This window comes from Nitratireductor sp. GCM10026969, assembly GCF_042660605.1.
In the GTDB taxonomy this organism is placed as follows: Bacteria; Pseudomonadota; Alphaproteobacteria; order Rhizobiales; family Rhizobiaceae; genus Chelativorans.
In genome coordinates, this window is the sequence record NZ_JBHSUM010000073.1 from 1 (window position 1) to 20,727 (window position 20,727).

The 20,727-nt window shown below is 64.7% G+C and carries 22 protein-coding genes; 14 read left to right on the forward strand and 8 right to left on the reverse strand.

Annotated elements, in window-relative coordinates; all coding sequences use genetic code 11:
- The coding region (locus ACFP9U_RS15065; protein WP_378622623.1) for a GlxA family transcriptional regulator at positions 1-908 on the reverse strand (908 nt) is incomplete at its 3' end.
- A gap of 100 nt (positions 909-1,008) precedes the next feature.
- Between ACFP9U_RS15065 and ACFP9U_RS15070 the strand changes: the two genes are divergently transcribed.
- The 8 genes from ACFP9U_RS15070 (at position 1,009) to ACFP9U_RS15105 (ending at position 9,397) form a co-directional block, all read left to right on the forward strand.
- The gene (locus ACFP9U_RS15070) at positions 1,009-2,262 is read left to right on the forward strand and encodes a sarcosine oxidase subunit beta family protein (protein WP_378622625.1); all 1,254 of its coding nucleotides are present in this window, start codon (positions 1,009-1,011) and stop codon (positions 2,260-2,262) included.
- Positions 2,263-2,273: 11 nt separating this feature from the next.
- Positions 2,274-2,573, forward strand: a complete 300-nt coding sequence (locus tag ACFP9U_RS15075) for a sarcosine oxidase subunit delta (protein ID WP_378622627.1) — start codon at positions 2,274-2,276, stop codon at positions 2,571-2,573.
- Entirely contained in the window at positions 2,570-5,563 is a 2,994-nt protein-coding gene (locus ACFP9U_RS15080; RefSeq protein WP_378622628.1) for a sarcosine oxidase subunit alpha, read from the forward strand. The genes ACFP9U_RS15075 and ACFP9U_RS15080 overlap by 4 nt, the downstream gene beginning before the upstream one ends.
- 15 nt (positions 5,564-5,578) lie before the next feature.
- Positions 5,579-6,130: a sarcosine oxidase subunit gamma gene (locus ACFP9U_RS15085; RefSeq protein WP_378622630.1), complete on the forward strand. Its 552-nt coding sequence runs from the start codon at positions 5,579-5,581 to the stop codon at positions 6,128-6,130.
- A 264-nt stretch (positions 6,131-6,394) separates the two neighbouring features.
- The gene (locus tag ACFP9U_RS15090) at positions 6,395-6,808 is read left to right on the forward strand and encodes a hypothetical protein (protein WP_378622632.1); all 414 of its coding nucleotides are present in this window, start codon (positions 6,395-6,397) and stop codon (positions 6,806-6,808) included.
- A 64-nt stretch (positions 6,809-6,872) separates the two neighbouring features.
- Positions 6,873-7,397, forward strand: coding sequence for a copper chaperone PCu(A)C (locus ACFP9U_RS15095; RefSeq protein ID WP_378622634.1), 525 nt, complete (start codon positions 6,873-6,875; stop codon positions 7,395-7,397).
- Complete coding sequence (locus ACFP9U_RS15100; protein WP_378622635.1) at positions 7,397-8,005, forward strand: SCO family protein; 609 nt, start codon at positions 7,397-7,399, stop codon at positions 8,003-8,005. Before ACFP9U_RS15095 ends, ACFP9U_RS15100 begins: the two co-directional genes overlap by 1 nt.
- Positions 8,006-8,026: 21 nt before the next feature.
- The gene (locus tag ACFP9U_RS15105; RefSeq protein WP_378622637.1) at positions 8,027-9,397 is read left to right on the forward strand and encodes a PepSY-associated TM helix domain-containing protein; all 1,371 of its coding nucleotides are present in this window, start codon (positions 8,027-8,029) and stop codon (positions 9,395-9,397) included.
- 63 nt (positions 9,398-9,460) lie between these two features.
- On the opposite strand, the gene ACFP9U_RS15110 is transcribed toward ACFP9U_RS15105, so the two are convergent.
- From ACFP9U_RS15110 to ACFP9U_RS15130, 5 genes are all read right to left on the reverse strand, one after another.
- The gene (locus ACFP9U_RS15110; protein ID WP_378622638.1) at positions 9,461-9,625 is read right to left on the reverse strand and encodes a hypothetical protein; all 165 of its coding nucleotides are present in this window, start codon (positions 9,623-9,625) and stop codon (positions 9,461-9,463) included.
- A 9-nt stretch (positions 9,626-9,634) separates the two neighbouring features.
- A complete protein-coding gene (locus ACFP9U_RS15115; protein ID WP_378622640.1) occupies positions 9,635-9,769 on the reverse strand; it encodes a hypothetical protein in 135 nt (44 codons plus the stop codon).
- Between the two features lie 13 nt (positions 9,770-9,782).
- Positions 9,783-11,129 carry a TrkH family potassium uptake protein gene (locus ACFP9U_RS15120; protein WP_378622642.1) on the reverse strand — a complete coding sequence of 449 codons (1,347 nt, stop codon included), beginning with the start codon at positions 11,127-11,129 and terminating at the stop codon, positions 9,783-9,785.
- Between the two features lie 7 nt (positions 11,130-11,136).
- The gene (locus ACFP9U_RS15125) at positions 11,137-11,799 is read right to left on the reverse strand and encodes a potassium channel family protein (RefSeq protein ID WP_378622643.1); all 663 of its coding nucleotides are present in this window, start codon (positions 11,797-11,799) and stop codon (positions 11,137-11,139) included.
- Positions 11,800-11,983: 184 nt separating this feature from the next.
- Positions 11,984-13,102: an iron-containing alcohol dehydrogenase gene (locus ACFP9U_RS15130; protein WP_378622645.1), complete on the reverse strand. Its 1,119-nt coding sequence runs from the start codon at positions 13,100-13,102 to the stop codon at positions 11,984-11,986.
- A gap of 411 nt (positions 13,103-13,513) precedes the next feature.
- Here ACFP9U_RS15130 and ACFP9U_RS15135 point away from each other — a divergent pair, with 411 nt between their 5' ends.
- The 6 genes from ACFP9U_RS15135 (at position 13,514) to pdxA (ending at position 19,424) form a co-directional block, all read left to right on the forward strand.
- Positions 13,514-13,978, forward strand: a complete 465-nt coding sequence (locus ACFP9U_RS15135; protein ID WP_378622647.1) for a tripartite tricarboxylate transporter TctB family protein — start codon at positions 13,514-13,516, stop codon at positions 13,976-13,978.
- Between the two features lie 46 nt (positions 13,979-14,024).
- A complete protein-coding gene (locus tag ACFP9U_RS15140) occupies positions 14,025-14,978 on the forward strand; it encodes a Bug family tripartite tricarboxylate transporter substrate binding protein (protein WP_378622648.1) in 954 nt (317 codons plus the stop codon).
- A gap of 75 nt (positions 14,979-15,053) precedes the next feature.
- The gene (locus tag ACFP9U_RS15145) at positions 15,054-16,553 is read left to right on the forward strand and encodes a tripartite tricarboxylate transporter permease (protein WP_378622649.1); all 1,500 of its coding nucleotides are present in this window, start codon (positions 15,054-15,056) and stop codon (positions 16,551-16,553) included.
- Positions 16,550-17,437, forward strand: coding sequence for a dihydrodipicolinate synthase family protein (locus ACFP9U_RS15150; protein ID WP_378622651.1), 888 nt, complete (start codon positions 16,550-16,552; stop codon positions 17,435-17,437). Before ACFP9U_RS15145 ends, ACFP9U_RS15150 begins: the two co-directional genes overlap by 4 nt.
- Positions 17,434-18,447 carry a phosphoglycerate dehydrogenase gene (locus ACFP9U_RS15155; protein WP_378622652.1) on the forward strand — a complete coding sequence of 338 codons (1,014 nt, stop codon included), beginning with the start codon at positions 17,434-17,436 and terminating at the stop codon, positions 18,445-18,447. Before ACFP9U_RS15150 ends, ACFP9U_RS15155 begins: the two co-directional genes overlap by 4 nt.
- Complete coding sequence (pdxA, locus tag ACFP9U_RS15160) at positions 18,444-19,424, forward strand: 4-hydroxythreonine-4-phosphate dehydrogenase PdxA (protein ID WP_378622654.1); 981 nt, start codon at positions 18,444-18,446, stop codon at positions 19,422-19,424. The genes ACFP9U_RS15155 and pdxA overlap by 4 nt, the downstream gene beginning before the upstream one ends.
- Positions 19,425-19,451: 27 nt before the next feature.
- Here pdxA and ACFP9U_RS15165 read toward each other — a convergent pair whose 3' ends face one another.
- Together ACFP9U_RS15165 and ACFP9U_RS15170 are read right to left on the reverse strand one after the other, a co-directional pair.
- Positions 19,452-20,156: a FadR/GntR family transcriptional regulator gene (locus ACFP9U_RS15165; protein ID WP_378622655.1), complete on the reverse strand. Its 705-nt coding sequence runs from the start codon at positions 20,154-20,156 to the stop codon at positions 19,452-19,454.
- A gap of 14 nt (positions 20,157-20,170) precedes the next feature.
- Positions 20,171-20,727 (reverse strand): nucleotide-binding domain containing protein (locus tag ACFP9U_RS15170; protein ID WP_378622657.1); only part of this gene is annotated, 557 nt, incomplete at its 5' end.

The window sequence follows — 20,727 nt, forward strand, 5'->3', positions numbered from 1 at the left end:
GTTGCAGCCGCGATCTCCGTCACCGACCTGTTCGATCCGCCGAGCAGGAAGCGGGCCTGCGACAGGCGCATCCGCAGAAACGCCTCGCCCGGGGTCAGCCCCAGCGCATTGCGGAAATGGCGCTCGAGCTTGCGGCGGCTCACGCCGAGCCGCGCCGCGACGACCGCGACAGGCGGCGGACTGTCGAGGTTTTGTTGCATGTGCGACAGTGCCTTGCGCACCAGCGCATCGCGCGTTTTCAATTCCAGCGGCAATCCGGGCTGCGGGTCCTCAGCCGCCATCGCCTCATCGATGATCATGATGTGCAGGCTCTTGCGCGCGGCGGAGCGCCCGATGTGCCGGTCCACCAGAAAGGCGGCGAGATGCGCGGAACTCGCTCCGCCGGAACAGGTGAGCCGCTCGCGGTCCACGACGAAGATCTGGTCCGAGACCGGAACGAGGCCGTCGAACTGCTCCAGAAAGTCGTCGTGGTGGAACCAGCTCACGCAGCAGCGGTAATCCTGCATCAGACCCGCACGGTGAAGGATGAATGCACCGGTGCACACACCCACGAGAGGCACGCCCGCCTCTGCGGCGTGGCGCAGGAAAACCACATATTCCGGGTTAAGCTTCTCGATCTCGTCGATCAGTCCGCCCACGACGACGATGTAGTCGAAGCGTGTCGGATCGCCCAGCCGCTCGTCCGGGGTGACGGCCACGCCGCAACTCGATGCGACCGGGTTCATTGTGGCCGAGAGCACCTTCCAGCTGCAGTGGATCGGGCGCGAGCGGTCGCCTTCGTCGGCGGCAAGGCGCAATACGTCAACGAAATTGGCGAACGCCGACAGCGTGAACCTGCGCGCCAGCACGAAGCCGATGCGCAGGCGGGGACGGTTGTCGGGGCGCGGGGTGTCGAGGCGTTCCTGCATGGCGCGATCATAACGCTGCTTTGACGCAATTATCCAGTACCTCGTAGTCCTTTTCTGCGAGATTCGTCCAGATGGCCGATCCTGCCGCAAGGAAGGTTCCATGACGCGATTCTCCGCCCTGTCACTTCTGAAAAATGCCCTCACCGGAAACACCGGCTGGAGCGAGCAGTGGCCCGATTCGGAGCCGAAGAAGGAATATGACGTCGTCATCGTGGGCGCCGGCGGGCACGGTCTCGGCGCGGCCTACTACCTGGCGAAGGAGCATGGGATCACCAATGTCGCGGTGATCGACAAGGGCTGGCTCGGGGGCGGGAACACGGGGCGCAACACCACGATCATCCGCTCGAACTATCTCTATGACGAAAGCGCGCGGCTCTACGACCACGCGCTCGACCTTTGGGAAAACCTCAGCCAGGAACTGAACTACAACGTCATGTACTCGCGCCGGGGCGTGATGATGCTGGCGCACAACGTGCACGACGTTCAAAGCTTTCAGCGCCACATTCATGCCAACCGGCTGAACGGCGTCGACAATCGCTGGCTGACGGCGGAGGAGGCCAAGGCCTTCTGCCCGCCGCTCAACATCTCGAAGAACGCGCGCTATCCGGTAATGGGCGCGGCATTGCAAAAGCGCGCCGGAACCGCCCGCCACGACGCGGTGGCCTGGGGCTATGCCCGCGCCGCGTCGTTGCGCGGGGTGGACATCATCCAGAATTGCCCCGTCACGGCGATCCGGCGCGGGGCGGACGGTGCGGTCGAGGGCGTCGAAACCGCCAGGGGATTCATCCGCGCGAAGAAAGTGGCGGTGTCGGCGGCCGGTCACACCAGCGTGGTGATGGAAAGCGCCGGTGTGCGGATGCCGCTGGAAAGCTATCCGCTTCAGGCGCTGGTCAGCGAGCCGGTCAAGCCCGTCTTCCCCTGCGTCGTGATGTCGAACACCGTTCACGCCTATATCAGCCAGTCCGACAAGGGCGAACTTGTGATCGGATCGGGGACCGACCAGTACACCAGTTATTCGCAGCGCGGCGGCCTGCCGCTGATAGAGCACACCGTCGCCGCCATCTGCGAGGTGTTTCCGATCTTCACGCGCATGCGCATGCTGCGCAAATGGGCGGGCATCGTGGATGTGACGCCCGACCGGTCGGCGATCCTCGGCAAGACACCGGTGAAGGGCCTTTACGTCAATTGCGGCTGGGGCACCGGCGGATTCAAGGCCACGCCGGGTGCGGCGCACACGCTGGCCTGGACCGTGGCCAAGGACGAGCCGCACCCGGTCAACGCACCCTTCACGCTGGAGCGCTTCACCACCGGAAGGCTGATCGATGAAGCGGCCGCCGCGGCCGTGGCGCATTAGGGAGAAGCGCGATGCTCCTGATCCATTGCCCCTACTGCGAAGAAGACCTTCCCGAACTGGAGTTCGCCTATGCGGGCGAGGCGCATATCGACCGCCCGGCCGACCCCTCGGCCCTGTCGGACGAGGAATGGCGCGACTACCTCTTCATCCGCTCGAATGTGAAGGGCGTGCATTTCGAGCGCTGGCGTCATGTGCATGGGTGCGGGCGCTTTTTCAACGCGGCGCGCGACACCGTCAGCGACAAGTTTGTCACGACCTACAAGGCGGGTGAGCCGCGGCCTGACCTGGGCGGGAAGGAGGCTGCGGAATGAGCGCCTATCGCGTCGAGGGCAGGGGGCGCGTGAACCGCGCCGAGCCCGTCCGCTTCACATTCGACGGCGTGACCTATACGGGGTTTCGGGGCGACACGGTCGCCTCCGCCCTGCTTGCCAATGGCGTCCATCTGATGGGCCGGTCGTTCAAGTATCACCGCCCGCGCGGCCCCGTCACCGCCGGATCGGAGGAGCCGAATGCGCTCGTCGGCGTGTCGCGCGGTGCGGGCCGGTATGAACCCAATACCCGTGCGACGGTGCAGGAGCTGCGCGCCGGCCTCGTGGCCGAAAGCCAGAACAGGGTTCCGAACCTGAAATTCGACCTGGGCGCGGTCAACGACCGGCTCTACATGCTGTTTTCGGCGGGCTTCTACTACAAAACCTTCATGTGGCCCCGCAGCTTCTGGGAGAAGGTTTACGAGCCTTTCATCCGCTCCGCCGCAGGCCTGGGCAAGGCGCCGCGCGAGGAAGATCCGGACGCTTACGCCTCGCGCTACCTGCACACCGATGTCCTGGTGATTGGCGCGGGTCCGTCGGGCATCGCCGCGGCACGTGCGGCGGCCAAGGCCGGCGCGAAGGTGGTGCTGGTCGATGAAAACGCGGAGATGGGCGGCTCGCTCCTGTCCGATCCCCAATTGCGCATCGACGGAAGTGCGGCCTGGGAGTGGCTCGAGGAAAGGCTTTCCGAGCTTCGCGCCCTGGGCGTGCGTTTAATGACGCGGACGACGGCCATCGGCTACTACCACCAGAACATGGTGGCGCTGTGCGAGAAGCTCACCGACCATCTGGACGAGTTGCCCAGGGACGTTCCGCGCGAGCGGATGTGGCGGGTGCGCGCGGGGCAGGTGGTGCTTGCGCAGGGCGCGCTGGAGAAGCCCCTGGTCTTCGACGGCAACGACCGGCCGGGCGTGATGCTGGCGGGTGCGGCGCAGACCTATCTCCACCGCTACGGCGTTCGCGTCGGCGACCGCGCAGTGGTCGCCACCGCGCATGATAGCGCCTGGTATGCCGCCTTCGACCTGGCCGACGCGGGCACGAGGGTTGCCGCCATCGTGGATACGCGCGGTGACGTGCGGGCGGATTTGCAGGAGGAAGCCCGGAGGCGGGGGATCGAGGTGCTGACGGCCCACACCGTCACCGGTACCACGGGCCGGCTGCGGGTGAAGTCCGTCCGGGTGAATCCGGTGCGGGATGGCACGGTCGGCGCGGCGCGCACTCTCGGTTGCGACTGCTTGCTTGTGTGCGGCGGCTGGACGCCTTCTCTGCATCTCTTCTCGCACACCAAGGGCACGCTGAAATGGGATGAGGAAAGCCGCACCTTCCTGCCCGACCGCAAGACCGAGGCGTGCCATATCACAGGGGCCGGCCGTGGCCTGTGGGGCTTTGAGGCGGTGCTGGGCGACGGCGATGTCGCCGGCGTCGCGGCGGCCGAGGCCCTGAGCCTGTCGGCGACGGCGAGCACCTTTGCAGTGGAAGGCGACCGCCCCGGCACCGGCGAGAGCCACAAGGAACTGCCGAGCGACCGCAAGCCCGGCCGCGCCCGCGCCTTCGTCGATTTCCAGAACGATGTGACCGCCAAGGACATCCGTCTGGCCGTGCGCGAGGGGATGAAATCCATCGAGCACGTCAAGCGCTATACGACCACCGGCATGGCGACGGACCAGGGCAAGATGTCGAACATCAACGGCCTGATGATCGCCTCGGACGCGGTGGGCAAGGCGCCGCCACAGGTGGGGCTGACGACGTTCCGTCCGCCTTACACGCCGACCACCTTCGGTGCCTTTGCCGGCTATCATCGCGGCGCCCACTTCGAGGTGACGCGCAAGACGCCGATCGATGCCTGGGCGGAGGAACACGGCGCGGTGTTCGAACCCGTCGCGCAATGGCGCCGCGCCTGGTATTTCCCGCAAGCGGGCGAGGACATGGACGCGGCGGTCGCCCGCGAGTGTCTGGCGACCCGCAATTCCATCGGCATCTTCGATGCTTCCACGCTCGGCAAGATCGAGGTCGCGGGGCCGGATGCGGTGGAATTCATGAACCGCATGTACACCAACCCCTGGACCAAGCTCGCGCCGGGCCGTTGCCGCTACGGGCTGCTTCTGGGCGAGGATGGTTTCATCCGCGACGACGGCGTGATCGGGCGGCTGTCGGACGATCTCTTCCACGTCACCACCACCACGGGCGGTGCCGCGCGCGTTCTCAACATGATGGAGGACTATCTGCAGACCGAGTGGCCGGACCTGAAGGTCTGGCTGACCTCCACCACCGAACACTGGGCGGTGATCGCCCTGAACGGCCCCAACGCCCGCAAGGTGCTCGAACCGCTGGTCGAAGGACTCGATATCTCGGCCGACGCCTTCCCGCACATGTCGGTCGCCGAGTGCAAGGTGGCCGGCTTCCCCGCACGGCTCTTCCGGTTGAGCTTCACGGGCGAGCTCGGCTTCGAGGTCAATGTGCCTGCCCGCTACGGCCGGCAGCTGTGGGAACTCTTGATGGAGAAGGGCGCGGCCTACGACATCTGCCCCTACGGCACGGAGACCATGCACGTCCTGCGCGCCGAGAAGGGCTTCATCATCATCGGTCAGGACACCGACGGCACGGTGACTCCGGGCGATGCGGGAATGGACTGGGCCGTGGGCAAGAAGAAGCCGGACTTCGTGGGCATGCGCTCGCTCAAGCGTCCCGATCTCGTGGCCGAAGGCCGCAAGCAACTCGTCGGGCTCCTCACGGAGGATGGCGCGGTGCGCCTGGAGGAGGGGGCGCAGATCGTGGCCGACCCGAACCAGCCCAAGCCGATGAAGATGATCGGCCATGTCACCTCGTCCTACCACAGTGCCGCGCTCGGCCGGTCCATCGCTCTGGCGCTGATCGAGAACGGGCGCGCGCTTGCGGGACAGGAGATCCACGTGCCCATGCCCGAAGGAGTTCATCGCGCCCGGATCGCTTCCACCGTCTTCTACGATCCCGACGGCGAGCGGTTGAAAGTCTGAGGAAAGGACCGGCACATGACCATCGCGCATCGCGACGTACCCCTTGAGGCCGCACAAGTGCCGCTCGTTGAAATCGAAGAGCTCGAGCCCGTCGCGCGCTTCTCGTTGCGGGCAGGGACCTCCGAGGCGGCGGCGATCTCGACCGCCCTGGGCCTCGAACTTCCTGCAAGAATTGGCGATTGCACCCAGGCCGGCGGCCGGACGGCGGTGTGCCTCGGCCCCGACGAATGGGTCGTCATCGTGCCGGAGGAGGCGCGCGAGGATGTGCTGACCGGAACGGCGAGAATCTATCCGCGCGTGCCCCACAGCCTGACCGATATCAGCGACCGCGAGCGCTCCTTCAAGATCAGCGGGCCCGAGGCGATAACGCTCTTGTCCATCGGCTGTCCGCGAGACCTTGAGAAGCTGAAACCGGGCCGGGCGGTGCGCACGGTGTTCGACGGCGTACAAGCAGTGCTTTGGCGTGACGGTCCCGACGCCTTCCGCCTGGACGTGTGGCGTTCCTTCGCCCCGCACGTTCACGTACTGCTCGAAATCGGCCAGGCTGAGATCGCCGCTGGCATCTGAGCGCCACAGAGAGGCCATCTGCCGCCACGTTCGTGCCTGCCGCCTGGAACCGGCTATCGGGGTATGTTCAACCAAATGCGGCAACGCGGCGGATGAGAGATACTGCATCTGCGTGCAATGCGCATGCGGCGAACCACGATGCGCTTCGCCTTCTCAAGGAGATCTGGCCATCAGACCGCTCCGGCGGCATCGACCGCAACGGACGGCCGGCATAATCCATTTCGCCGCAGTGACCTGAGGGCGGAATTGTGTCATCGATAGCATATGAAATCGATGCGGCACATCCTGGGTGACCGACTGACGGCAGGCATCCTGACCGTCCTGGTTGCCTATGTGATGCTGCTTCAGGGCCTCGTCAGTGCCTATGCGCAAGGGGCTCTGGCGGGTCCGCAGCCCGGATCGACTTTCGTCATCTGCTCCCTGACCGGCGCGGTTCCCGGCACGGAAGACAATGTCGACCAGCCGCTGGAGCGCGCGGCGCACCAGTGCTGTGCCGCGTTGTGCCATGCCGCCGCGTCTTTCGCGCCGATATTGCCGACGGCCGATCTCGGTCCCGCTTTCATCGCCGAAGCCGGGCCGCGGCTTTATTTCCCAACCAGGCATGCGCCACCCCTGCCAAGTATCCTCGGGCTGCTGCCCGAAGCTCGCGCACCACCGCCCATCTCCATCCGACTCTGAACTGAAACGACCGGCATGCGCTCCTTCGTGTGCGCGGTCACGTTCTTGTACAATGGAGATTGAAATGCGAATCCTTCCGCAGCTTTTTGCAGCCGCTCTTCTGCTCGGCGCCATCCCCGCGCTCGCCGACGACTATACGCTCGGCAAACTTGAAATCGGCCAGCCCTGGGCTCGGGCGACGCCACCTGGCGCCAGTACCGGCGGTGGTTTTCTCACCATCACCAATGAAGGCGACACGCCTGACCGACTGGTGAGCGCGGCATCACCGATTGCCGACCGGGTCGAGATTCACGAAATGACCGTGACCGATGACGTCATGAAGATGCGGCCGGTACCCGACGGCGTCGAGATTCCCGCTGGCGAAACCGTCGAGCTCAAGCCCGGCGCCCTCCACGTCATGTTCTTGGATCTCATCGGCCCGATCGAGCAGGGCAAGCCGGTCCCCGTTACGCTCGACTTTGAAAAGGCAGGCTCCATCGACGTGGAGATGACCGTCGCCCCGCCCGGTTCCCCGGGACCGGAGCACGCCCAGGGGCACGAGCACGGGAGTAGCCATGGGTACGAACACGAGCACGAGGGAGGGCACTGATGCACAGGCGCATGATCGCTGTTCTCGTCGGCGCCGTTTTCGCCGTCGCCGCCACCCTTGCCGTCTTCACGATGCTTGTGGTGAGCAATGCACCGAACGGTGTTCAGCAAACGGGGGTCGCCGATATCGGCGGGCCCTTTGCGTTGACGGACGAAACCGGGGCGCGCGTCACGGAAGCCGATCTCCACGGCAAGCCGAGCGCCATCTTCTTCGGCTTCACCTTCTGCCCCGATGTCTGCCCGACGACCCTTTTTGAGCTGTCGGGCCTGATCGACCGGCTCGGACCGGAGGCGGACAAGATGAACTGGGTGTTCGTCTCGGTCGACTGGGAGCGCGACGGGCCGCAGGAGCTGCAAGACTATCTGCAGGCCTTCGACGGTCGCATCCGCGGCTTTTCCGGCACGAAGGAGGAGATCGAGGCGGTCACCGAGGCTTACAAGGTCTTCTATGAGCGCGTCCCGACCGAGGATGGCGGTGACTACACCATCAATCACACCGCCTCGGTCTATCTTATGGATGCGGAGGGAGGCTTCTTCGGCACTCTGGGCTATGGCGAGGATCCGGACACGATGCTCGCCAAGCTGAAACGCCTCGTGGCCGACGCCTGAAGCCGCCCGGAGATCTCGACAATGACCGATACCACCCTGGGCCGGGTGGGCGATACCGCACGCGCGTATCCCTCGTCCGATCTTTATCGCGCCGTCTGGCGCTGGCATTTCTATGCCGGCCTGTTCGTCCTATCCTTCCTGATGATCCTCGCCGTCACGGGCGCGCTCTATCTCTTCCGCGACGAGATCGATGCGATCGTTCACGCCGATCTGAAACGCGTCCAGATCCAGGAGGACCTTGGGCGGGTCGAGCCGTCCGCCATGGTGGCGGCCGCTCTGTCCGCATATCCGGGCACGGCGGCCAAGTACACCGATCCGGCCGGGCCCGGTCTTTCGGCCGAAATCACGGTCGAAACCGACGCCGGGGAGCGCCGTGCCGTCTATGTGAACCCTTCCACGGGTAAGGTGCTGGGTTCGCTCCCCGACCGCGGCACCGTCATGTGGGTCGTGCGGCGGATCCACAGCCTCGCCTATTTCGGGCCGATCGCGAACGGGCTGCTCGAGATTGCCGGCGGCTGGTCTATCCTGCTCGTCGGCACCGGCGTTTATCTATGGTGGCCGCGCAGGCAGACCGGTGGGGTCGTGAGTGTCCGCAGCACGCCGAAGCGGCGGATGTTCTGGCGCGACCTTCATGCGGTTACCGGCATCTTTGTGGGCGCCTTCATCGTCTTTCTCGCGGTCACCGGGATGCCCTGGTCGATCGTCTGGGGCGCCAAGGTGAACCAATGGGCGAATGGCCACAACTTCGGCTACCCGGCCGGCGTGCGGGTCGATGTGCCGATGTCGCAAGTGCCGTTGAAGCAAGTCGGCGAGACGAGCTGGTCGCTGGAACAGGCAAAGATGCCGATGTCGACGAACAGCGGGCCAGACACCGAATCGATCGGCCTCGACCGGGCCGTGGCGATCTTCGACGGGCTGGGGCTGCATCGCGGCTATGCCGTCGGCGTTCCGGCAACGTCTACCGGTGTCTACACCGCGTCCGTCTATCCCGACGATCTCGGCCAGCAGCGCGTCGTCCACCTCGACCAGTATAGCGGCAAGCCGCTGATCGATATTGGCTTTGCCGACTACGGTCCGCTCGGCAAATGGCTGGAATGGGGCATCAACGTCCATCTCGGGCAGGAATTCGGTCTCGCCAACCAACTGGTGCTGCTCGCCGCTTGCGTCGCCATCGTGGCGCTGTCGGTTTCGGCGACCGTCATGTGGTGGAAGCGGCGACCGAAGGGTGCACTCGGTATCCCGCCGCTGCCGAACGACGGAAGAGCGTTTCGCGGGCTCCTGGCAATCCTTGCCGTCGGCGGCCTGATCTTTCCGCTCGTCGGGGCGTCTCTGATCGTGATGCTGATCCTAGACCGGGCTTTCGTGAGCTACAGGCGCTTTCGGGCGCCTTAGGCGTGCGACGCAATGGGCCGGTTCCGATGGCATCAGCCGCGGCGGGAAGATCGAACCATGGCGCTATTCCGGTTTCCGGTCCGCCTTTGCGGTCTTCGCCGTGTCGGCATTGCGGCCGGCCTCGCCATTGCGCCGTTCCTTCTCCGGCGCGAAGCTGACGATGCGGCCGAGCGGCCGAGCGGCCGAGCTCGGGACCGAAATCGGTGCACGCGAGTGAATTGTAGGCATCGTTGTCCGTCACGGGCGACCAGTGCCGAAAACCGCTTCGGGTCGATCGCGTGATGCGCGTCTTCCGAAAGGCCGCCATGCGAGCCATTGGGCGGCCATGCCCGCCGCACCGATCAGGGCGATCTTGAGGGCGATGTCGTGCATGGCTTCTATCCCGTCATCCCAGATAAATGCGGCCGGAGGGATAGCGAATCCGCGGCGGCACGCGTGTCGCCAGGAAGAAGCCGAGCGTCAAAGGCCCGATCCGGCCGATGAACATGAGCACCATGATAACCGCTCGGCCCAGATCATCCAGCTCGCTGGTTGCGCCGCGCGACAGCCCGACCGTGCCGAAGGCGGAGGTGACCTCGAAGGCGAGGTCGAGGAAATGTCCGTCATGGGACAGCATGATGATGAACAGACCGGTCATCAGCGCCATCAGGCTGAGCATCGCCAGTGCCAGCACCTTCAGCACCTCCTCGACCCCAAGGCTGCGGCCGAAGGCGCGCAAGGTCGACCGGCGCTTGAAGAAGGCGACGACGGCCAGAAGAAGGACGATGAAGGTGGTGACCTTGATGCCGCCGGCGGTCGATGTGCTGCCGCCGCCGATGACCATCAGCAGCATGAACATCAAGGCGGTGCTGTCGTGAATTGCCGCGATGTCGGTCGTGTTGAAACCCGCGGTGCGCGTGGTCACGGCCTGGAACCACCCGACCGTGAGCTTGTCGATGATCCCCGGGAACGCGCCTAGCGTGAGCGGATTGTTCCATTCGAGGGCGACGAAGACCGCGACGGACCAGAGAATCAGTGCTGCGGTCCCGCTGAGCATCAGCTTCGTGTGCAAGGAAAACGCGCGCCATTGCCGTTTGCGGTAGAGATCGGAAAGGACGCTGAATCCGATGCCGCCGACGATGAAGAGCGCCGGCACGGTGAGGTTCACCAGAGGATCGGTCGCCCAGCGCGACAGGCTGTCGGGGAAGAGCGCGAAGCCTGCGTTGTTGAATGCGGAGACGGCATGGAAGACCGCGTGCCACAACCCAGGCAGCCAGCCGAACTCCGGGACGAAGACGAAGGCGAGCAAGACGGCCCCCGCGAGCTCGCAAAGAAGCACGACACGGAGAATGACCTTCACCAGCCGCAGAAGGTCGGGCACCGAGGTCTGGTTGAGGTCCTCACGCAGATAGATCGTGTGGGCGATGCCGATGGGCAGGCCGAGCATGGACAGCACCAACGCGGCGAAGGTCATCAGGCCGAGGCCGCCGAGCTGGATGAGGAGGAGGATGACGGCCTGCCCGAACGGGCTGAACACCGTCCCGGTATCGGCCACCGTCAGGCCGGTCACCGTGATCGCGGATGTCGCGGTGAAGAACGCATCGCTCCAGCCAAGCGGCAGCGCCGTCGAGAACGGCAGCTTGAGGAGCATCGCACCGAGGACGATCAGGGCGAGATAGAGCAGGGCGAGCACCGCCGGCGGCGGGATCTTGACCCTGCGACCGGATATGGACGGCAGCCTCGGCAAGCGCATCATGGTCTCAAAGACTGTCGCCGAAGCGTCGCAGGTCCTTGCGCCGGCCGAGCAGGAGAAGCTTGTCGTCTGTCGCCAGCTCCACGCCGGCGTCACCGGCAAGAAAGTTGCTGCCGCGCATCAGGCCCAGGCAGCGGATGTCGAACTTGTCGGAAAGTTCGACATCCGCCAGCCGCTTTCCGTCGAGGTCTTCGGGAACCCGGAAATCCACGACGTGGAAGCCGTTGCCCAGGCTCACATAGTCGTGCACGAGCGGGTTGTGCAACATCTGGGCAATGTGCTGCCCGACTTCCTGCTCGGGCAGGATGACCCGATCGGCGCCCATCTTGATCAGGATGCGGTGGTGGGTGCGGCTCAGCGCCTTGACCCAGACGGTCTTCACGCCGAGCACCTTCACGTTCATGGTGCACAGGATGTTGGCTTCCAGGTCTTCGCCGATGGCGATCACCGCGACATCGTAGCTGCCGACGCCCGCCTCGCGCAGGGCCTCCTCGTCGCGACCGTCGGCGATGATCGCCTCGGCCACCTCGTCGGCCAGCCTGCTGACGTTCTTCTCTTCGATGTCGATGCCGAGCACATGGTTGCCGAAGCGCGCAAGCTCGCGCGCTATCGTCGCGCCGAAGGTGCCCAGTCCGATAACGGCAAAGCTTTCATTTTCCTCGTTTGCCATAGCGGGTGCGATCCTCATTCACGCTCGGTGCGCCGAATCCGTCGCGCTGCGGTTGAATCGCGTTGGAGCCTAAGCGATAAGCCCGCTTCCTGAAAGGCAGCTCTGGAAGTGCTTGTTTCCCGTCTGGATTCTAAGGCTGTCAGGGACTTGGGATGGGCTGCGCGGTTGTACGCAGGCTTTGCGATCACCAGGCGTTCTGGTACAGCGCAAGGATATCGCGCACGGAAAGGTCCACGGGGTTCCAGTCCAGAAGGCGGCGGATTGCGTGCGCGTCCTTTGCCATGACCTCCAGGTCATCTTCAGGTACTCCATGTGCCCTGAGCCGCATGTCCAGTCCGAGTGCCGCGCAGAACGCCGCGGCGCCCGACAGGATTTCGGCCTGGTCGTCCGCCGAAAACCCCAGCGCCACGCATATTTCGTTCGTCTTTTGCGGAACGGCCGGCGCATTGGCGGCCAGAACATGGGGGAACATCAACGCGTTGGCGATGCCATGCGCCAGGCCGTGCCGGGTGCCCAGCGGATAGGAGACCGCATGGCCGGCTGTCGTGTTGACGGGCCCCAGACATACCCCGCCATAGAGTGCGGCAAGCGCCAGGGCCGCCCGTGCTTGCTTGTCGGCCCCGTCTTCGACCGCCCTTTTCAGGTATCTGCCGGCAAGCCTGATTCCCTGCAGCGCATAGGTGTCGATGATCGGGTGCGCCCGCTTTGACGTGTAGGCCTCGATGCAGTGGGCCATGGCGTCGATGCCGGTCGCGGCCGTCACCATCGGCGGAACGCTTTCGGTCAGGACGGGATCGATGACGGCGATGTCCGCCAGCATGTGGATGCTTTCCGTGGCGATCTTGCTGTGCGTCTCCGGATCGGTGATCAGCGCGCGCGCGCCGACCTCCGATCCGGTCCCGGCCGTCGTCGGAACCTGTGCGAGGCCGATCCTGCGGACGGGGGCGCGATCGAGGCCGGAAACGTCCCGAAAAGAGACGTTCTGACCGGCCATGATCGAGACCAGCTTGGCGAGATCCATCGCCGAGCCACCGCCGAAACCGATGACGAGATCCGCCCCGTCGGCGACCAGCAGGGCCTTATCCAGCATGGCGGTGTCGGGTTCGGACGTGACGTCGCCGAAGCAGCGGACCTTTCCCAGACCCAGGTGATCGACGCGCCCGGCGTTAACCGGGTCCGCTATGACGACGGGGCGCGCATATCCCCGACGGTCGACCCACTCACCGAGCCTGGCGAGCGTACCGATGCCGAAATGCACCAGGGGTGGCCATTGCAGTGCGACGGGATGGGTAAGCTCAAGCATGGCGATCTCCGCTCGGTCTCGATCGTGCACACACGTAATGCTCGACACACGGCCACCGCCGAAGTCGTTAAGAGGTAACAGGCGTAGTGTCAGTCTGCACGGTTTTCGATGGTGAAGCTCCTATGTTGATGAAAATTTGTCAACCCGTTACAGGGTGCCGTTCTCCTCGGTGGTGGCGGTGAGTTCGTACCAGTAACTATGAACAGGGTAAGCGGACTTTCAACACAAACCATTGTTTTTACATCAGAAATATTCCAGCCTCTGAACATCCGGTCGATGCATGGTCTTCATCCCATCGGAAGTGTTTTGCATAGGATATCTTTAACAATTGACAAGATGACCAGAAGCCGTGCATTCTGCCGGAGACCAGGAAATAACGCGGCCAGGACCGGCCGCCATCGAAGGGAACCCATGAGCGGGACAGATTCACGCAAGAGTGACGTCGTCATCGGCTTGATCGTTCTGGCCTTCTGCGGCTTCGCGGCGTGGCGAACGCTGTATGTCAGCGCTGCGCCGAGCGGCACGGCCGCCGGGCCTGCATTCGTTCCGTGGCTGGTCATCGGGCTGATTGCTCTGCTCGCGGTGGCACTCATGGCGCGTGCGGTGCTGCGGTATCGCACGGGCAATCCCGAGGAGCCGATCGTCTTTCCCGGTCGCGGCACTGTGTTTCGCATGGGGCTCTTTGCAGTCCTGATGGTGGCCTATGCGGCCGCCTTCATGCGGGTCGGCTACATCCCGTCCACGCTCGCCGCCTTCGTCGCGGGCCTGCTTCTGTTCGGAGAGCGGCGCCTCTGGGTGCTGGTGGTGCTGCCCGCGTTCATAACGGTGGCGGTCTATTACGGATTCACCGAACTGCTGAATGTCTGGCTGCCGTAGGGCGCACCGCGTCGGCAGGCTGCAACTCGAAAAGGAGGAGATCACCATGAAGAACGTTATTCTCGGCATCGCTCTGGCGGCGCTCGTCACACCGGCTGTCGCGCAGGATTTCCCCGAGCGTCCGATTCAGGCAATCGTTCCCTATTCGGCCGGCGGCAGCACGGACCTTTCGCTGCGCATATTCGCCGATACGTTCGAGCGCCTTTACGAGGGCGCCGAGTTCGTCGTGCGGAACCAGCCCGGCGGCGGCGGCTCGATCGGCACGTCCGCCGCGCTTAATGCACGCCCGGACGGTTACACGCTCGGTTCCGGCGCGCAGGGGCCGCTCGCGATCCTGCCGCATCTCGGCGGGACCGACTACACCATCGACGACGTCGCGTTCGTCGGTCTTTTTGCGCGCAGTCTCCAGGTTCTCGTCGCCTGCAAGGACGCACCGTTCTCCGATTTCGGTTCCTTCATCGAATATGCCAAGGGCACGCCGCCGCAGATCGGCAACTCGGGCGCGGGCGGTGCCAATCACGTTTCCGCGCAGGCCTTTGCCGATGCCGCCGGGATCGAAATCGAGAACGTCCCCTACAACGGCTCCTCGGATGCCCGCACGGCCTGCGTCGGCGGCCACATCGACGCGATGGTCGCCTCGCCGGCGGAGGCGCTGGAGCAATCCGAGGCGGGGAATATGACGCCGATTTTCGTCATGGAACCCGAGCGCATCGATCTGTTCCCGGACACGCCGACCGCCGTCGAGAACGGGATCGATTTCACCTGGTCGTCCTGGAAGGGAATCATTGCGCCGAAGGGAATCCCCGAGGAGAATCTCCAGTTCCTCCGCGATGCGGTCGAAGCGGTCGCCAATGACGAGGAATTCGTGGCGAACATGACCGACATGGGCGAATTCGTCGTCTATGAAGACGCCGAGACCTTCGCGGCGCGTGCACGCAAAGACAGCCAGATGGCCGAGAAGGTCCTCAAGGATCTCGGCATGTATGGCCAGAACAAGTAGTCCTCTCCGCCGCAAGGGGCCGGGGCAGACCTCCCGGCCTCTTTTCCTTTGTGCAAGGCAGTGATCGGCCCGGTCATGGAGACAATCGCATATCTCGCCCCGTTGTTTCAGTTCGACGTGCTGTGGGCCATTGCGCTCGGCACGCTGGGCGGCCTCATCATCGGCGCGCTGCCGGGGCTCACGGCGACGATGGGCGTTGCCCTGCTCATTCCGCTCACCTTCAGCATGCAGCCCGTCATGGGGCTGAACATGCTGATCGGCATTTATATCGGCGGCATCTACGGCGGCTGCGTTTCTTCCATTCTGCTGCGCACACCGGGCACACCGGCCTCGGCGGCCACGGTGCTGGACGGCTATCCGATGGCGCAGAAAGGAGAGGCGGGCAAGGCCCTTGGCATGGCCACCATCGCCTCGACGGTGGGCGGGCTCGTCGCCGCCGTCGTCCTTGCCGCGATGGCGCCGCAGCTCGCTGCAATCGCGCTCCAATTCGGCGCACCTGAATATTTCGCGCTCGCCCTGTTCGGGCTGACCATCATCGCCTCGCTTTCGGGCGATCTGCTCAAGGGAGCGATATCGGGGCTGCTCGGCATTCTTATCGCCTGTGTCGGCGCGGATCCGATTTCCGGCGTTCTCAGATATACTTTCGGCATTTCGGGGTTTGCGTCCGGCTTCGCCTTCACGCCGGCGCTGATCGGCCTGTTCGCCCTTTCCGAGGTCTTTGCGCTCATGGAGCGGATGGCGCGCGAAGACGCCACCATATACCCGGTCAAGGGGCGCTGGCCCTCCCGCCAGGAGCTGCGGGAAAGCCGCGGGGCGCTCGTCCGCGGCTCCCTGATCGGCACATTGATCGGCATCGTGCCGGGCGTGGGGTCCGGCACCGCCTCCTGGATCTCCTATAACGAGACGCGGCGCGCCTCGCCCACGCCCGAGAAGTTCGGCACAGGCTACGCGCCGGGCATCGCCGCAACGGAATCGGCGAACAATGCCGTTTGCGCCGCCGCGCTCATACCGCTTCTGGCGCTCGGCATTCCCGGTGACGTCGTGACCGCGGTGCTGATGGGCGGGCTGATGATCCAGGGGCTTGCGCCGGGTCCGATCATGTTCCAGACCAACCCGGACATCATCGTCGGGATTTTCGGCGGCACCTTTCTCGCGACGATTTTCATGTTCATCTTCGGCATGCTCCTGATACCGGTGTTCAGCCGCGTGCTGGCCGTTCCACGGCACGTCCTTGCCGTGGCGATCATGGTCTTCTGTTTCATCGGTTCGTTTGCGATCAACCTCAATCCGGTGGATCTCTACACCATGGTGGGTTTCGGGGTTCTCGGCTGGGCCATGCAGAAGTTCGGCTTCAGCCAGGCCGCGCTCTGTATCGCCATGATCCTCGGTCCGATGATGGAAGCGAATCTGCGCCGCGGGCTCTTGCAGACGCATGATAACGTGCTTGCCTTCGTCTCGAGCCCCTTGACCCTGCTCTTCCTCGGGCTGACCGTTCTCTCGCTCGGCTGGCCCCTCATCGCGAATGCCCGGGCACGCCGTCGCGCGCAGCGGGAACCAGACACGGAAACCAGATGAAGAAATCTGCTTATGTCGCCCTCGTAACCTGCTTCAACGAGGACGAGACGATCAATTATCAGGCGACGCGGGCCCAGGTCCGCCGCCAGGTCGCGGCCGGCAACAACATCATGTGCGCGGGCACGAATGGTGATTTCTCGGCGCTGACCTTCAATGAGAAGGTGAAGCTCACGGAGGCCGTGGTCGACGAAGCGGCCGGACGCGCCAAGGTGATCGTCAATGCGGGCATGCCGGCGACCTTCGAAACGGTCATGCTGGCCCGCGCGTTCGACAGGATCGGCGTCGACGGGATTGCGGTCATCACGCCGTTCTTCATCGCCTGCGAGCAGGACGGTCTGGTCCGCCACTTCACGACGGTCGCCGATGCCGTCGAGACACCCGTCTATCTCTACGATATTCCGGCTCGCACGCAGAACCACATCGAGCCAGGGACCGCGCGTATCCTCGCCGGGCATGGCAACATTGCCGGGATCAAGGATTCCGGCGGCAAGCAGGATACGCTCGAAGCCTATATGGCCGTGGGGCGCGAAGTGCCCGACTTCGCGGTCTATTCCGGCCCGGATCACCTCGTCCATTGGGCGCTGCAAAACGGCGCGGCGGGCTGCATCTCCGGTCTCGGCAACGTCATGCCGGAGGTGCTGGCGCGCATCGTTTCGTGCTTCAACGAAGGGGACGCCGCCGGTGCCGCCAAAGCCCAGAAGACATATGCCGACTTCCGCTCCGATCTTTACGCGCTCGGCTATCCGCCTGCGCTGGTGAAGCGGGCCCTTTGGGTTATGGACCATTCCGTCGGCGCCAGCCGCCAGCCGGCGTTGCTGCCCGATCCCGCCCAGGACGCGCAAATCCGCGAACTCCTGAACAAATACGGCCTGTTGCCGGCATGACCACGATCGTGACCACCTCGCCCGGCTTCGGCAAGCATGGCCGGGTGCCGTGCCGGCTTGCCGAAAAGGGTTGGCAACTCATCCGCTGCGCCGATCCGAAGCTGCCGCCGGATGAACTTGCAGGGCAGGTCGAAAGGGCCGATTTCCTCGTCGTCGGGCTCGTGCCCGTCACGAGTGAGACGCTCCGTAACGCACCGCGGCTGAAGGGCGTCCTCAAGCACGGCGTCGGCCTGGACAATATCGACATCGCCGCCTGCACGGCGCGCGGTCTGCCCGTCACGAACACGCCGGGCGCCAATGCCGATGCGGTTGCCGAACTGGCGCTCGGCCTGATGTTCGCGCTGGCGCGAAACATTCCCGCCGGCCATGCGTCGGTCCGCTCCGGCGGCTGGGACAGGCAGGTTGGCACCCAACTCGGCGGCAAGACCCTCGGCATCGTCGGTCTGGGCAATATTGGCCGCCGGCTCGCAACGCTTACGCGCGCCCTCGGCATGCAGGTTCTTGCCGCCGATCCCTATCCGGACACAGCGTTCGCGATAGCGCACGGGATTGAGATCGTCGGACTCGATGATTTGCTGGGCCGGTCGGATTATGTATCCCTGCACGTGGTCGGGGGAACGCAGAACGCCGGCCTCATCGATGCGGAGAGGATCGGAAAGATGAAAACCGGCGCCTGCCTCCTGAACCTTGCCCGCGGCGAAGTCATCGATCTCGATGCCGTTGCCAATGCGCTTGAGCACAACAGGCTTTCGGGCGTGGCCATCGATGCCTTCGCGACGGAGCCGCCCGACACGCGCCATCGGATCTTTTCCCATCCGCGCGCCGTCTTCACCCCGCATTCGGGCGCCGACACCAGGGAGGCCGTCGAGAATATGGGGCTCATGGTAATCGAGGACATTGCGTGTCTGCTGCGGTATGAATTGCCCCGGCGCTGCGTGAACAGGGTGGATCTTGCAGGTGAGGTCGATCGCGGGAAGACCGTGACACTTCGTTCGGAGAACCAGCCATGAGCGACAAGCCCGTCCTGATCACCATGGGAGACCCTTCGGGCGTGGGCGCGGAGGTGATCGTCAAGGCGTTGGCAGGTCTTGATGGAGCCGCACGCGCGCAATATGCGCTCATCGGGGATCGGGACACGATGGAGCGGGCCCGCGCTGCGTGCGGGGTGGATCTGCCCTTGCGCGATTACGGCCAGGAAGGGCCGCGCGAAGTGCTCGCCATTCGCCATATCCCCGTCGACGGGCTGCCGGGCGAATTCGGCGTGCTGTCGCCGGCCTGCGGCGAGGCGTCGTTTCGATATATCGAGACGGCGGTACGGATGATCCTGGATGGCGAAGCCGTCGGCATGGTGACTGCACCGATCAACAAGGAGGCGCTCAATTCCGCCGGCCATCACTATGACGGCCATACGGGGATGCTGGCCCACCTGACCGGATGCAGGAGTTCCTGGATGCTGCTCGCCTCCGCCACGCTCAATGTGGTCCATGTCTCCACCCATGTCTCATTGCGTGATGCGATCGAGCGGGCAACGCCCGAGCGGGTGTTCGAAACCGTGCGGATCGGGCACAGGCATCTGAGGCGCATGGGGATCGACAAGCCGCGCATCGCCGTTGCCGGGATCAATCCGCATTGCGGCGAGAACGGCCTTTTCGGCCGGGAGGACGACCTGCAGATCGCCCCGGGCGTGGAGATGGCACGCAAGGCGGGCATCGACGTCGTCGGGCCGATTTCCGCTGATACCGTCTATTATCGTGCCAATCAGGGCGCTTTCGATCTCGTGGTTGCGCAGTATCACGATCAGGGGCACATTCCCATCAAGCTGATCGCTTTCGATACGGCGGTGAATGTCTCGCTGGGGCTGCCGATCGACCGCACCTCGGTCGACCATGGCACCGCCTTCGACATCGCCGGCACCGGCAAGGCCAACCACGTCAATATGCAATCGGCGCTCGACTATGCCGGCAAGCTGGCGGCGAGGCGTTCCTGATCAGTCCGTCCAGGCGGAGGGCCGCTTCTACGTCATCCGCAAATCGAGGAGACCGCCGCCAAAAAGCCGGTCGCGCGAGTGCTCGAGATGCATCTGCATCAGCCCGGCGGCTTCATCCGTCCGCCTGTTTCTGATGGCGTCGAATAGCACCGTATGCTCCTGTAGGACTTCCTCCAGGCCCTTGGCGCCATCGGTCATCAATGACTGGCCGTGCAGCTTCATGCCGACGTTGACGTGCTCCCGCAACGCCCTCAGGGTCGTCTCGAAATACTGGTTGTTGGAGGCCTTGGCGATTGCCAGATGAAAGGCGAAGTCGGCATCCTCACGATGCTGAAGGGAGCCGGTCGCCGCCCGCAGCAGCTTGAGCGCTTCCTCGATGTCGCCGAGTGCGGCCGCATTGTGGCGCTCGGCGGCGAGTGCGGCGGCCTTGGTCTCCAGGTTCAGGCGGAATTCGTAGCAGCGCTGGATATCGGCGAGGGTTTCGACGCGTGCAAAGCCCACGGGTTTCGATAGGGGTGCGCGCACATAGTTGCCCGCGCCCTGGCGTGAATAGACAAGCCCTTCCTCCCGCAATCTTTCCAGCGCGGTGCGCAGCACCGGGCGGGACACACCGAAATCCTGCGCAAGAACGTTCTCCGGCGGCAGCTTCTGGTTCGCCGGATAATCGCCGTTCGAAATTCGACTGAACAGGGAGTGATATACGCGATCGGCAAGTGTCGTGCGCGGCTTCATGTCGTCTTGTCCCTTTATCCGATGGCTGCCGGACCCTCTGCCGGGCAAGGCCGTGAGCGGCCCGCCGTCTCCGCCAGGTCCGCCAGGCGCTGCAGCGTATCTTCAGCCCCGAAGCCTCCCGATTTGGTCATCACATCGAGACCGGGGAGCCCGTCGAGAGCCCGCGAGACCGGCACCCCGGGCAAGATTTCCCCGACGATCTCGAGCAGCGTGACATCGAGCCGCGCCAGGACTGCACTGGCGGTTTCGCCACCGCATGCGAACAGGCTCGCCGGCGCGCGGTTTCTGATCAATCTGCCAATGCCTTCGGCAAACCGGTGCCCCGCCTGGCTTGCCGAAACGGCTTGCGGGCCCGGGACAAGCTGCGCGATCGTCATGGGCGCGGGCTCCGTCTCCGGAACGTCGCCATTCGGCGCTTTGATGATCGTGTGATGCCGGAGGACGCCCAGTTGTCCGAGGGTGACCGCATCGCGTGATCCGATTCCCCAGACCGTTGGCATCGTCACACGGGCCGCCCGCCGCTCCGGCGGCGCGGGTGCCAAGCGTCGCGCCAGCGCCTCGGCCACCTCCG